Annotated in this window: 11 protein-coding genes; 2 read left to right on the top strand and 9 right to left on the bottom strand. The window is 70.8% G+C overall.

The features are described from left to right. Positions 1-101 precede the first annotated feature (101 nt). The gene (locus DFJ65_RS02490; protein WP_115921659.1) at positions 102-1241 is read right to left on the bottom strand and encodes a hypothetical protein; all 1140 of its coding nucleotides are present in this window, start codon (positions 1239-1241) and stop codon (positions 102-104) included. Between the two features lie 301 nt (positions 1242-1542). Between DFJ65_RS02490 and DFJ65_RS02485 the strand changes: the two genes are divergently transcribed. Continuing rightward, the gene (locus DFJ65_RS02485; RefSeq protein WP_115921658.1) at positions 1543-3132 is read left to right on the top strand and encodes a choice-of-anchor I family protein; all 1590 of its coding nucleotides are present in this window, start codon (positions 1543-1545) and stop codon (positions 3130-3132) included. Between the two features lie 4 nt (positions 3133-3136). On the opposite strand, the gene DFJ65_RS02480 is transcribed toward DFJ65_RS02485, so the two are convergent. From DFJ65_RS02480 to DFJ65_RS02470, 3 genes are read right to left on the bottom strand one after another with little or no spacing between them, the layout of a single operon-like run. Further along, a complete protein-coding gene (locus DFJ65_RS02480; RefSeq protein ID WP_115921657.1) occupies positions 3137-3667 on the bottom strand; it encodes a MarR family winged helix-turn-helix transcriptional regulator in 531 nt (176 codons plus the stop codon). Further along, complete coding sequence (locus DFJ65_RS02475) at positions 3654-4151, bottom strand: pyridoxamine 5'-phosphate oxidase family protein (protein ID WP_115924059.1); 498 nt, start codon at positions 4149-4151, stop codon at positions 3654-3656. Before DFJ65_RS02475 ends, DFJ65_RS02480 begins: the two co-directional genes overlap by 14 nt. 35 nt (positions 4152-4186) lie before the next feature. Beyond that, positions 4187-4435, bottom strand: coding sequence for a hypothetical protein (locus DFJ65_RS02470; protein ID WP_115921656.1), 249 nt, complete (start codon positions 4433-4435; stop codon positions 4187-4189). Between the two features lie 418 nt (positions 4436-4853). On the opposite strand from DFJ65_RS02470, the gene DFJ65_RS02465 reads away from it, so the two are divergent. Continuing rightward, positions 4854-5285, top strand: coding sequence for an SRPBCC family protein (locus tag DFJ65_RS02465; protein WP_115924058.1), 432 nt, complete (start codon positions 4854-4856; stop codon positions 5283-5285). A gap of 13 nt (positions 5286-5298) precedes the next feature. Here DFJ65_RS02465 and DFJ65_RS02460 read toward each other — a convergent pair whose 3' ends face one another. The 5 genes from DFJ65_RS02460 to DFJ65_RS02440 form a co-directional block, all read right to left on the bottom strand. Next, entirely contained in the window at positions 5299-6900 is a 1602-nt protein-coding gene (locus DFJ65_RS02460; RefSeq protein WP_281269836.1) for a phytoene desaturase family protein, read from the bottom strand. A gap of 253 nt (positions 6901-7153) precedes the next feature. After that, the gene (gene sigM / locus DFJ65_RS02455; RefSeq protein WP_115921654.1) at positions 7154-7714 is read right to left on the bottom strand and encodes an RNA polymerase sigma factor SigM; all 561 of its coding nucleotides are present in this window, start codon (positions 7712-7714) and stop codon (positions 7154-7156) included. After that, complete coding sequence (locus DFJ65_RS02450) at positions 7711-9555, bottom strand: protein kinase family protein (protein WP_115921653.1); 1845 nt, start codon at positions 9553-9555, stop codon at positions 7711-7713. Before DFJ65_RS02450 ends, sigM begins: the two co-directional genes overlap by 4 nt. 1 nt (position 9556) lies before the next feature. Beyond that, positions 9557-11260: a murein biosynthesis integral membrane protein MurJ gene (gene murJ / locus DFJ65_RS02445; RefSeq protein WP_115921652.1), complete on the bottom strand. Its 1704-nt coding sequence runs from the start codon at positions 11258-11260 to the stop codon at positions 9557-9559. Further along, positions 11244-13772: a DUF6049 family protein gene (locus tag DFJ65_RS02440; protein WP_147301282.1), complete on the bottom strand. Its 2529-nt coding sequence runs from the start codon at positions 13770-13772 to the stop codon at positions 11244-11246. Before DFJ65_RS02440 ends, murJ begins: the two co-directional genes overlap by 17 nt. Positions 13773-13793 lie beyond the last annotated feature (21 nt).

Here is a 13793-nt window from a genome sequence, read left to right as displayed (position 1 = left end):
CCGATGGTAGGTGCCGAACATTCCCGCGCGGGCATCGGTTCACCGGTCGACACGGGCGGCCGTCACCCAGGTGACAGGACAGCCGACATGACGGACGGGTGTCAGCTGACGGTGGCGGGTCCGGCGATGGGCGTCTGGGACTTGTCGCAGTCGCGGTTCAGCACCCACACGGTCGAGCTTGCGTCACCTGTGGCCACGACGACGAGCGCCGGCCGACCTTCGTACTGGGCGATGTCGACGGTGATCCGCGACGACCGGTCGAGCACTTCCTGGCCGATGGCCGCGGCACAGGTCAGTGCGCCGTCCTTCGTGGCGACCGAGCCGAGCTTGTTCGCGTCGGCCGGCGCGAGCCCGGTGGCGAGGTCGGCGCGGGCCAGCGAGCCGGCGTCGGTCGACAACGAGGCCCGGGTGTAGTTCTTGTCGGTGCTCGTGACGTAGACCTTGTCGGCGATGCCGCTCGGCGCCTGCGCGGTCGAGGTGACCGCCTGGGTCGGCGGGGCGTCGTCGGAGCCGAGCGACTGGAACGCACCGATCGTGATCACGCCGGCGACGGCCGCCGCGGCGGCTCCACCGACGAAGCGCAGCAGTTTGCCGCTGCGGGCCGGCGTGGCCGACCGGTCGCGGCTGTGCAGCGCGGTCACATTGGATGGCTGCTCACCGCGACGCTCGGACTCGTGCCGCAGCGCGGCGGTGACCCGGGCGGCGACGTCGTCGGGCATGGGCCCGGGGTCGGGCTGGGAACGCAGGAGGTCGCGGGTACCGGTCGGGTCGGCGTCGGCGGCCGCCTCCCGCTCGAGGTCGAGCCGGTGCATGATGCGCTTGCTGACGTGGTCGGGCATCGGCCCCGGGGCGGGTTGCGACCGCAGGAGGTCACGGATGCCGGTCGGGTCGTCGTCGAAGCTCGACTGGTTGACGCCGAACTCGGCGCGGAAGCTGTCGAGCACCTGCGCGGCCACGTGGTGGGGCATCGGCCCGGGGTCGGGCTGGGAACGCAGCAGGTCGCGGATGCCGGTGGGATCATCGTCGACACCATCGCCCGTGCCCCGGGCGGGGTCGATCGGCAGCGAGTACAGACGTCCGGGCGCGCGGTCGGCGGACTCCCGGGCCAGCGCATCGCGGATGCGGTCGGACACATCGGCAGGCATCGGGCCAGGATCAGGCAGACCGCGCAGCAGTTCGCGGACGCCGGCGGGGTCGTCCTCGAACGCGGCGTCGAGCCCCTGAGGTGGCTTCGTGCTCACGCTTGTTCCTTCCGTCTGTCCGTCGGTTCGCATGGTCGGATCGGTCCACGGCGGTGCACCGTGGGCATGTGCTTGTGGTCTGTCAGCGGGTTTGACGTTACGGGCCTCACCCTCGGTTCCACTCGCAACCAACTTTTTTTCCGGCGGTGTCCTGCCCTTCTCGGCCGGTCGGGGACGCAGGTGCATTATCTGCGGGGTTCGTGTGTGCCAGCTGGGAATTCACCGGGACGACACCCAGGAGACACCGCACACCCACCCGGGCGATGCGAGGAGTTGGGTGGGGTGCCCGATGCTGCCCCTCATGCATCCGTCACCCCGCACCCGTCTCACCCGCAGCCTCGCCGTCCTGGTCGCCGGAGCGACCGTTGCCTCGGCCGCAGCGTTCGCGCCGTCCGCGGTGGCGGCTCCCCCTGCCTCCGACGTCACCCTGACCCCGCTCGGTTCCTACTCGACCGGCGCCTTCGCCGAGGGCGGCTCGGAGATCGTCGCGCACGACCCGGTGCGCCAGCGTCTGTTCTCGATCAACGCCCAGGCCGGCACCGTCGACGTGCTGTCGATCGCCGACCCGGCGAAGCCGGTGCGGGTCGCGCAACTGGCCACCCCCGGCGCCAACTCGGTCGCCGTCAGCGGCAACCTCATCGCCGTCGCGCAGCAGGCCGAGCCGAAGGCCGCTCCGGGCAGCGTCACCTTCTTCGACGCGAAGGCCCTGGGCAAGCTGCGCTCGGTCACCGTGGGCGCCCTGCCCGACATGCTCACCTTCACCCCGTCCGGCTCCAGCGTGCTGGTCGCCAACGAGGGCGAGCCCGACGGCTACTGCGCCGGTCAGGTCGACCCGGAGGGCTCGGTGTCGATCATCGACCTCGCCGGTGGCGTCGACAAAGCCACCGTGCGCACCGCCGACTTCAAGCCCTACAACGCCCAGCTCGACGAGCTGCGCGCCAAGGGTGTGCGCATCTTCGGCCCCAACGCGACCGTGGCGCAGGACCTCGAGCCGGAGTACATCACCGTCTCGACCAACTCCCAGACCGCGTGGGTGAGTCTGCAGGAGGCCAACGCGATCGCCACCGTCGACCTCAAGGCGGGCAAGATCACCGCGATCAACCCGCTCGGCACCAAGGACCACTCGCTGCCGGCGAACGCGCTCGACGCCGGCGACAAGGACGGCGAGGTCAACATCACCACCTGGCCGGTGAAGGGCCTGTACATGCCCGACGGCATCGCGTCGTACAAGGTGAAGAACCAGCATTACCTGGTGACCGCGAACGAGGGCGACGCCCGCGACTGGGACTGCTACAACGAGGAGATCCGGGTCAAGGACGCCAAGCTCGACCCGACGGTCTTCCCGAACGCGAAGGCGCTGCAGAAGAACGAGGCCATCGGTCGGCTGAAGATGACCACGACCTCGCCGAAGGGCCCGAACGGCTACACCGAGATCAACTCCTTCGGCGGACGCTCCATCTCGGTGCGCAACGCCGACACCGGCGCGCTGGTCTGGGACTCCGGGGACGCCTTCGAGCGGCTCACCGCGCAGGCCGACCCGACCAACTTCAACGCCAACCACGAGAAGAACGGCGCCGACGACCGCTCCGACGACAAGGGGCCGGAGCCGGAAGGCGTCGACCTGGGCAAGATCGGCGGCCGCACGTACGCCTTCGTCGGCCTGGAGCGCAACAGCGGCGTGGTCGTCGTCGACGTCACCGACCCGGCGCACGGCCGCATCGCCGGCTTCGGCAGCAACCGCAAGGCGGGCGATCCCGGGGCCGGCACCGCCGGTGACCTCGGCCCCGAGGGCGTGCACTTCATCGCGGCCGACCAGTCGCCGAACGGCAAGCCACTGCTTGTCGTCGGCAACGAGGTGTCCGGCACCACCACCGTCTGGCAGGTGGGCTGACGCCTCAGGTCGGGACGGCCGACCCATCGCGCGCAAGCGCGCGGTGGCTGTCGTTGGCAGCACGGACGGCGTCCAGGAGTTCGGCGAGCACGGTGTGCACGGACTCGATCTCGGCGGGGTCGTGTCGCTCCAGGACGGCGTCGATCGCGGCATTGAGGGCGGTGAACCGCTCGCGGCTCTCGCCGACGGCTGTCGCGGTGGGGGCGATGTGTGCCCGGCGACCGTCGTGCGCCGCGCTGCCGCGCACCGCGTGATCGGCCCGCTCCAACCGGCCCAGCAGTGCACTCGTCGCCGGTGGGCTCAGTGCCAAGGTGTCGCCCAGTTGACCGGCACTGAGCCCGCCGTCGCAGGCCTGCAGCACCCCGACGGCGTGCACGTCGGTGGTGCTCAGGCCCATGTCGCGGGCGACGAGGGCGGTGTGGCGGTGCGCTTCCAGCGTGATTCGGCGCAGCAGGTCGCGGATCCGGGCGTGGACCCGTGCTGGGTTCGCCTTCGGGGGCTGCCCGTCAGGGTGGTCCGGGTCAGCGACTGCCATCGGTGGAGCGGAAATCGGTGGTTTCGTTGTCGCCCTCGACGCGCTTGCCGGTCACTGCCGACTTCGCGAGGTTGACCAACTGGATGACGGCGCTGTTGCCCGGTGCGTCCCAGTACTCCGCGGAGTCGGCGGTCACCTCGATGAGGATGTTGTTCGGGTTCTCCGGTCCACCCTCCAGCCAGCTCGAGGTGAACGAACTCCACAGTTGCTTCAGCTTCGCCTCGTCGTCGACGACCCGTGCCGTGCCCGACACGGAGGCCCACGCGCCCTTACCGCTGTATGCGAGGTTCACCTGCGGGTTGGTGGCCAAGTCGCGCACCTTCTCGGTGTCGCGTTCGGCGATGAAGTAGATCGTGCCGTCGAAGTCGGAGTCCTGAGTCGCCATCGGGCGGGACACGAGCTTCCCGCTGCTGTCGATCTGGGTGAGCATCGCCAGGCGGGTGTCCTTGATGATCTCCAGCACCTTGCGTTGTTCGTCGTTCATGACGGTCTCCTTCACGGGTCGGGCGGATTCGGGGTTCAGCGCGACGACGCCTGGCGCACCTGGGGGGTGCCGGCGTTCTCGTCCTTCTTCAGGTGGTCGATCTCCTGGACGAGACGCTTCAGCTCGTCGGCCGGCACGTCGACGCCGGCCTCGCCGAAGCCGTCGAGCAGCTGCGACTCGATGGTGGACGGGTCACCGGAGTACTCGTAGCTGGTGACCTCGTCGACGACGTGCTGGGCCGCCTCGAGCGCCTCGGGCTGGTTGTTGCTTGCTGCGTCGGTCATGACGATTCTCCTGAGCGATAGGTGGGGGACAGACATGTGGCGGACGGTCGTGATTCGGGTGTTGCACCCGAGCCCGGTCGAGCAAGCTGCTGCGGCCACATTCGCCTACAACATCGCTGCGATCGCCCGGCCGCACGCCCTGGTCACCGGGCTGAACGGACAGGTCACCGTCCGGCCGTTCCCCGGGGACAGATCGAAATATTTCGATGGTGGAAATGTAACACCGAAGGACTGCGCGATTTCCGTTGGCAGCCATCGACCATGGCGGGCGACGCGGGTGGAGACTGGACGAAAGGGAACCGCCCCGGTCGGTGACGGTCACGGCGACCGGATCGTGCACGTCGACGGCCAGGGAGCATGGCGCTCGCCCGAACGTCGTGATGGGAACGTGCTGATCTTGGGAGTGGGATGGAAACCGATGAAGCGACGCACGACAGCCTCGCCGGACGATGTATGGGCGGTTGTGGCCGACGGTTGGTCGTATCCGCTGTGGGTGGTGGGAGCCTCGCGGATGCGGGCGGTGTCGGCCGATTGGCCGCAGCCCGGAGCGAAATTGCACCACTCCGTCGGCTCCTGGCCGGGGCTGCTCAACGACGAAACCACCGTGGTCGAGATGGAGCCGGCGCGCCGCCTGCGGTTGAGCGCCCGCGCACGTCCCTTCGGCGAAGCGGTCGTCGACATCACCCTCGAGCCGAGCGGATCGGGCACCGAGATCACGATGGGCGAGGACGTCAGCGCTGGTCCGGCCCGGCTGCTGCCCGGTCTGCTGCGGCAGGTGCCGATCCTGGTGCGCAACCGGGAGTCGCTGCGCCGGCTCGCGCTGGTGGCGGAGCGGCACACCGAGCCCTGAGGCGGCGAGCTCGTCAGCCGATGGACGGCGGGGAGTCGTAGAGGCGGCCGAGCACGCGCAGTCGGGCACTGCGAGTCGGCCTGCCCCACCATCGCTGCTGTCGCAGGGCCGCTCGGGCGGCCATGAAGCCGGCAGCCCCGTGCACCCCGCCACCGGGGTGCACGGCAGCGGAGGCGTGATAGAGCCCGTCGAGGTGGGTGGCAGGTCCACCGAGTCCGGTGACCGGTCGCCAGATCGCTTGCTGGAACAGCTGCATCGTGCCGCCGGCGACGGCGCCGTGCGCGAGATTGTCGTCGGCTTGGTGCAGGTCGTCCGGGCGCTGCACCCAGCGCTGGAGGATCGAGTCGCGCCAGCCCGGGGCGAGCTCGTCGAGCACCTTCTCGGCGTTCTCCGCCACCCGGTCGGCGACCTCGGCCGTCGCGATGCCACGGGGCGCGTGGGTGTAGAGCCAGAGCGCCTCGGTGCCGGCCGGAGACCGGGACGGGTCGATCGTGCTCATCTGCCCCACGAGCGAAAAGGCCCGATCGGGCACCCGGCCCGTCTCCAGGTCGGTGCTCCAGCGGGTGAGTCCCGGGCTCGAATGACCGACGTGCACCACGCCCGCGCCGTGCGCCCGCCGCGCCGACCACGGCATCGGCGTGGACAGCTTGTAGTTGACCTTGACCGTCGGCAGATCCCACGCGAACCGGTCGAGTCGGGCGCGCAGGCCGGGCGGCACCGCGTCGTCCGGTAGCAGGCGCTCGTAGAGCGCAGGGGCACTGGTGTCGGCGACCACAGCCCGACGTGCGGTGATGCTGCGTCCGTCGGCGGTGACCACCCCGGTGGCGCGCCCGCCTCGGACGAGGATCTGGGCCACCGGGGTGTGCACCCGGATGTCGACCCCGGCATGCACGGCACGTCGCTCCAGCGCGGTGGCCAGCATGCGCGTGCCCCCGGCCGGGGAGGAGAAACCGGCGTCCTGGGCGAGCATGCTCATCAGCCACCCGAACATGCCGCTGCCAGGCGCCGTGGGAGGGATGTCGGCGTGCATCGCATTGCCGGCGAACAGATCGCGCGCATCCTGGCCGACGAACAATTCCGTCACCATGCGGTCGAGGGGCAGCAAGGCGAAACGCGCGAAGTCGAGCAGGTCGCCGGCCCCGACCGCCCGCGCCAACCGGGCGGCGCTGGTGGTGGGCGGCCACTGGGTCAGCAACGCGTCGAGCAGCGGGCCCTTCACCCGCGCGTAATGGTTCGCCAGCGTCAGCCAGGTCTCACCGTCGCGGGGGTTCTGCAACCCGGCGGCGGTGTCGGGCGGGGTCGTCTCGATGGCGGCACCGAGCGGATCGTCACCGTTGGCCACGTGGGCGACGGGGCGCGGCGCGTCCGCCCAGCGCAGCCCGAAGTCCTCCAGACCCAGGCGAAGCAGCGCCGGCGACGACTTCGCGAGCGGATGACAAGCGCTGAACTCGTCCATCACCCAGGGGCCGTCGACGACCGACGACACCGCCCCGCCGACCTTGTCGCGAGCTTCGAGCAGAAGCACGTCCCACCCCGCATCGGCGAGCATCGTCGCCGCCACGAGCCCGTGGTGGCCCCCGCCGACGACGACCGCGTCGACAGTCTCGGTGTTCATCCCCTGATCCTGCGAGTCGAGCGCTCCAGGTTCCATATCGCCACACTACGGCCGGGCGCGCAGAAGAACGGGCCGCCGCCGTCCGCGTTTGCAGGCGGGTCGGCCGAGAATGGCGCGGCTGCGCTCGTCGACAGAGGGCTCACCCCGATCGTGCTGGGGGCCGACACCCCGATGGCCGGGATGGCTCATGCGGCTCGCAAGACCCCGTCCAGGAGGTCGCGTCGGTGGCGCCCGCAGCCGGTGAGCAGCAGGTTCAGTGCACGTAACCCTCGCCGTGCTTGTCGACGAGAAGCTCGGCCAGGGCTGCACGGCCCCGGGCGCAACGCGACTTGATCGTGCCCTCGGCCACCTCGAGCACGTCGGCCGCCTCCGCGACCGACATGCCCTGCATGTCGACCAGGGTGAGCGCGAGCCGCTGCGCCTCCGGGATCTTGCCGAGCGCCTCCTGCACATCGAGCCGGACGACGGTGCTGGCGTGCTCGTCGCGGCGGTCGGCCAACTCGTACTCCGGCAGTTCGGAGGTCGGCTTCACCCGGCGCAACCGGTCGAGGCAGGCGTTGACGATGATGCGGTGCAGCCAGGTGGTCACCTGCGCGTCGCCGCGGAAGGAGTCGGCCCGGCGGAACGCCGAGATGAAGCCGTCCTGCACGGCGTCGGCGGCCAGTTCGGGGTCGCGACAGGTGCGCACCGCAACCGCCCACATGCGGTCCTTGTGCCGCTTGAACAGCTCACCGAACGCGTCCTGGTCACCCGCGCAGTGGGCCGCGAGCAAGTCGCGGTCGGTCTGCTGTGAGAGGTCTTCCAGATACGTCATGACAGAACCTGAACCTCTGCGATCTTCTCCCGGTAGCCACCGAGGTTGCCGGCAGCGAGGTTGGTCACCCACAGGATGACGTACCGGCCGGTCGTGGGGGTCTTTGCGGTGACGGTCTGTTCACCGACCCCGTTCATCTCGCCGATCGGCTGCAGCCCGTCGACGCCGTCCTTGCGGTCGGTCACGAAGACCTGGATGGTCGAGGGGTTGCCGGCGGTGGTGATCCTCACCGAGCCGACCTGGGTCGCCTTGCCGAGGTCGAGCAGCAGCCCGGCGCCCTTCTTGCGGCCGCCCTGGTAGTCGGCGCGGCCGTAGATCTGCGACATCCACAACGTGTTGACGTTGCCGTCGATCGCGTTCGGGGCGAGCTCGCTGCGCTCGTCGCCGTCACCCTGCGGGTCGAAGCCGGTGATCGAGGCGACCGTGATCTTCTGGCCGGACGGCTGGGTGGTGGTCGTCGGGGTCGCCGACGTGTTCGCGCTGCCGGTGGGGGTGGTGGGCAACGGACGCTGGGTCTGGGCCGGTTGGTCGCTGCCGCCGCCACTGAAGAGTCCGCGGATGCCGATGATGCCGAGCACCAACGCGGCCACCACGAACGCCGCCACGATCGCCAGCGCCAGCTTGCTGGTGTCGCGGTCGGGGTCGTCCTGGCCGGTGCGCAGCATCGGCAGCGGTGGCTCGAGCTCGGAGAACGACGGGTCGTAGTCGTCGTCCTGCTCCCGGCGGCGTCGCTCGGCGAGCGCGGTGGCGTCGAAGGTGTGGGTCGCGTCGGGGTCGGCCGACGGCGAGTTGAAGAACTGGGTCTCGTCGTCGTCCGCGGCGGTGGCGGTGGTCTCGGCGTCAGCCTTGGTGCCGCTCGTGGCGGTTGCCGCGGCGGTTCCAGCTGTCACAGCTGCCCCTGCTCCGGCGGCACCCGCCGCAGCCGTGCCCGCGCCGGCGGACTTCGACAGGTCGTCGGTGGTCTCCGGCTTGGCCGGTGCGGGGTCTGCCCGCACGACCTCGGACGACCACGGGGCGAGCAGGGTGGCCAGTTCGCCCGGCGTGCGGGGTCCGGCGTCGTCGCCGAGCACCGCGAGGCAGAGCGAGTTGAGGTCGCGCGGCACGCTGCGGCGCAGCGAACTGACCGGCGAGACATCACCGTCGTCGTTGCGGGCGGCCTTGGCCAGACCGGCGACGTCCTCGTCACCGGGCCACTTGCCGGTCAGCGCGGCGTACAGCACCTGCACGAGACGGACGGCGTCCTGGCGGGACGCCTCGGCCGACGGCACGTCGTCGGTGCCGGCGAGCGCGGCCTCGGTGGCCGTGCCGATCACGTACACCGAACCGTCCTGGGCCCGCACGATCTCGTGCGGGGTGAGTGCGAGGTGGTGCAGGCCGCGTCCGGCGGCGGTGTGCAGGCCGGTGGCCGCCTCGCCGACCATGCGGCGGGCTTCCTCGGCCGGCAATGGGTCGAATTGCAGCATCGAGGCGATCGACTCGGCGCCGGTGAACGACTCGGTGACGACGTACGACAGCTCGTCCTGGGTGCCGACGTCGAGCACGCGGGGCAGGTGTCGGTCTTCGACCGCAGCCGCACGGCGGGCGGAGTCGAGCGCCGCCGCGGCGTGCTCACCCGACGCGTCGAAGACCGTGACGGTCACGTCGCGGCTCAGGGTCTCGTCGGTGGCCGTCCAGACCTGCTTCAGATCGGAGGAGGCGACGAGTTGCCGGAGGAGGTAACGACCGGCCAGTTCGTGGCCGGACTCGATGCCCTGCACTGATCGTTCTCCCTCGTTCGTCGACGTCGTGGTCACCCGTTCGGGTCGGCCCACCGACTCCTCCGGACGGGTGGCCCCGTCCATCCTAAGGTTCGCCGCGCCGCACGCCGGTATCCGCCGCTTCCCGGGAGCGGCGTCCGCCGGGCAGACGGGAGGTGACGGGGCTCAACAACTGGTTGATCTCGGCCACGTGCAGGCGGCGGCCGAGCGCGAGGTAGACCAGCAGGAAGAGCCCGCCGGCGACGATCGTGATGACCAGGTTGGGGCCGCGTCCGGTCGACCCGATCTGCGACTCCAGGCCGAAGCGGACGACTGCGGCGACGCCGGTGGCGACGAACGCGGCCAGGGCGAGCCGGACGTAGGTGCGCACCGCACCGGCCACCGGAATGTGCCCGATCCGCCGTTGCAGCAGCCACCAGCCGAGGATCGCCTGCACCAGGTAACTGACCGATTGGGCGAGGGCGACGCCCGGCCCGCGCCACTGCATCGGCAGCACCAGCGCCGCGAGGGTGAGGCCCATCGCGACGATCGTGCAGGCGACCTGCATCCAGAACGGCGTCTTCGCGTCCTCGTAGGCGTAGAACACCCGCTGCACCAGCACACAGATGGTGAAGGGCACGAGACCGAGCATCATCGCGATCGTCATGTCGGCGATCGGACGGCCGTTCTCCTCGCCCCAACCGACGACGACGAGCGGGTGGATCAGCACGACCGACCCGATCGTGACCGCGATGCTCGCCAGGCCGGACAGCCGCAGACCGGTGTCGAGGTCGCGCTTCACAGCGCGAGTGCGTCCCTCGGCGGCGGCGTGCGACAGGCGCGTGTAGAGCGCGGTGACCAGGCTGATCGTGACGATGGAGTGCGGCAGCATGAACAGCAGGAAGGCGTTCTGCTGGGCCGCGGTGCCGCCGTAACCCTTCGGCACCGAGTTGAGCACGTTGGTCGACAGCAGCAGACCGATCTGCTGCACCACGACCGCGCCGAAAGCCCAGATCGCGACGGTCGACGCGGTGCGCAGGCCGACGCCGCGGAAGCTGAAGTTGGGACGGAAGGTGTAACCGCTGCGCCGCAGCGGGATGATCAGCACCAGCGCCTGCGCGACGATGCCGAGCGTGGCGCTGCCGGCGAGGATGGCGACCATCTGCCAGGTCCACCGGTCGGGGTCGGCGACCTGCTCGGGGGTCGTCACCGACCAGAACCACACGAGGCCGGCGATCGAGACGATGTTCGCCAGCACCGGCGACCACATGAACGCGCCGAACCGGCCGCGCGCGTTGAGGGCCTCGCCGAGCAGGGTGTAGATGCCGTAGAAGAGGATCTGCGGCAGGCACAGGTAGGTGAACGCGATACCCAGCGAGGTGGGCGTCGAGCCGCTGACGTCCATCACGTAGTAGGCCAGCGGTGAGGCGATCGTGAAGACGATCGTGACGATCAGCAGGATGGTCAGGGCCAGGGTGAGCAGCCGGTCGGTGTAGCCCTGTCCGCCGTCGTCGTGCTTGAGCGAACGCGCCATCTGCGGCACCAGCACCGCGTTGAGCACGCCGCCTGCGAGCAGGATGTAGATCATGTTCGGCAGCGTGTTCGCGGTGCCGAAGGCGTTCGCCACGCCGCCGGTGGCGCCGAGCACCGATGCCAGCAGCACCGTCCGCACCAGGCCGAGCACGCGCGACACCATCGTGCCGGCGGCCATCACCGCGCTGGAGCGAAGGACCGACGAGCGGGCCGATGGGGTCGTTGACTCGGTGGCCCCCGGAGTGGGGTCGACGGTCTCGTCAGGGCTGCTCGTCATCGGGTGGGGAAGCTTTCGTGGTCGGTGAGTCGTGGGCGCCGGTGGCTGCCGGGTCGTCCTCGGGGTCGTCCGGGTCGAGCTCGGGTCGGTCGGCCTCGCGGGCGGGCGCCGCCGCCACGATCGCGTCGGCCGGGGTCGGACCGGCGTCGTCCGGACCGACGGTGGTCCGGCGCGGGCCCCTGCGCAGACTGCGCATGAGACCGACGACGAGCACCAGCCCGCCCACGATACCCAGCACCCAGTAGATCCACGTGGAGGTCGGGCGGACGTTGACCCTCAACTGGGTCGCGACGTCCGGGCCGCCGAGCGGCACGTCGCCGGGGGCGAACAGGCGGGCGTCGACCGCCACCTCACCGGGCGAGATGGCGGTGACCTCGGTGCGCACCGAGCTGCGGGAGTTGGCGCGCAGGCTGATCGGCTCGGGCTGCTTCTCGATGCGCAATAGGTAGCGGCGCGGCTGCAGGCGCAGCTGCACGTCGTGCACCGGACGGTTGAGGTCGTTGATCACGGTGACGGCCAGGCGTCCGGAGTCGGCGAAGAAGTTGACCGTCGAGGAGTTGACGTTGACCTTCTCCGAGAGTGCGTTGAGCGCCGTCCGGTTGGTGCTGCTCACCGTACGCAACGCGGCGGCGTTGCCGCGCCAGCGGGTGGAGCCGACGACGTCGAGCGCGCGCTGTCGGGCGCTGACGACATCGTCGCTGTCGACCAGGATCGACCCGATCGTCTCGACCCGTTGCCGCTGCCGGTTGAGCGACTGCAGCAGTTTGGGGGTGAGGGCCGAGGTCGACGCCTGCGGGTAGGGGGTGCCCTTGGCCGGGGTCGGCAGCAGGCTGACCGCCGGGGCGGTGGTGCGGGCGGCGTCGTGGTTGAGGGTGCTCGTCCAGCCGGCCGCGGAGACCGCCTTGACGGTCGCCGCGAGCGCCTGCGGGGTGGCGGTGGAGTCGCGGCCGATCGCGATGCTGATCGACCGTTGCGCACCCGGCGACTGCTGGTAGATCGCGATCGACTCGGCGAGCAGCCGCGACGACGCGACGCCCGGGTCGTCGCCGGCCGCCGCGATCGAGCTGAGGCGTTCGTCGTAGAGCACGGCGCCCGCGGTGCCGGAGACCCGGGCGATGCCGGTGGTGGCTGCCGTGCCGGTGGTGGTCGACACTGCCCGGCGGGGCAGCACGACGACCGGAGCCTGCTGGCCGGCGCTCGTCCAGGCCGCGGTGATGCGGCTGAGGTCGGTGGCCCCGACCTCGCCGCTCGGCCAGACCGCACGGGTGGTGCTGATCGCCGACAGCGCCGGGGGCAGCGGGCGGGACAGGTCGCGTTGCAGGAGGGCACGGTCGCGGTCGAGCAGGGTGGTCACGTCGGGGTCGTCGTACGCGGTCCACCACACCTGCTGGCCGGTGCCGAGGGAGCGCAGCTTGCTCAGCAGTTCGGTGACGAGCACGCCGACGGTGTCGGAGGGGATCTGGTCGGAGGTGCCGTCGCCACCGTCGGTGGTTTCGGAGGTCGTGGAGCTGGTGGCGGTGTCGCTGGGGCTCGTCGTGGAGCTCGGGCTGGCAGGGCTCGACGTGGAGCTCGGGCTGGCAGGGCTCGACGTGGAGCTCGGGCTGGTCGAGCTGGGGGCTGAGGTGCTCGAGGACGTGCCCGATGACGGGGTCGTGCCGGTGGTTGAACTCGACGTGGAGCCGGTGGCCGAACCGCTCGTCGACTCGGACGTGCTCGGACTGGGCGCGGGTTCGGTGCTCGTCGCCGGGTCTTCGATGCGGGCGGCCGGGACGTTCTCGTCGGCGCCGACCGGCGGGTCGAGCAGCATCGGGTCGATGAGCCAGGTGACCTGTTGTCCGGCGAGTGAGTCGATCAGCTGTTGCACCCGCGAGCCGCTGCCGATCGCGCGGTTCCAGGCCTCGTCGCGTGCGGTGCCGCTCGGCCCGAACAGCGCCGGATCGGCCGGCAGGGTCAGCGGCACGACCCATCCGATGCGCAGCGGTGTGGTGACGGCGCCGGTCTGCATCTGCAAGGTGGTGCGCACCTGCTGCAGGGTGGCGGCGGACGTGATCGACCCGCCCTCGGTGAGCGTGACGGTCATCGGCAGCGCCGCGAGTTGGTATTTCCAGGGCAGTTTGGCCGCGGGGATCTGCACCCGGAAGGGGCGCGCCGCGCCGTCGGGCACCGCCCCGATCGAGGCGCTCGCTACCGTCGGCGTGCTGATGCCCGACCGCCCCTGCGTCCACCGCTGCAACGCGTTCGCGGTGTCGAGCACGGTGCCGGCGACCCCGACGTGCACGGTGCCGTTGCCGATCGCGTGACCCGAGTCGTTGGTGATCGTGCCCACCACCTCGGCACCGGTGGAGTCGGCGGTGAGGCTGGAGGCGGCCGGGTCGATCGAGAGCGTGACGGTGCCGGCGCCCTTCGCCGACGGCGCGCTCGGCAGCCACAACCCGAGCACCGCCACACAGAACGCGACCAGCAGGGACGTCGTCCGTGCCAGTCGCGTGCGGGCTGAGGTGCGGGGGTGCACGGTCTCCGATCGGTGTCGGTC

It is taken from the genome of Calidifontibacter indicus (assembly GCF_003386865.1).
In the GTDB taxonomy this organism is placed as follows: Bacteria; Actinomycetota; Actinomycetes; order Actinomycetales; family Dermatophilaceae; genus Yimella; species Yimella indica.
This window is presented reverse-complemented; position numbering and strand designations above follow the sequence as displayed.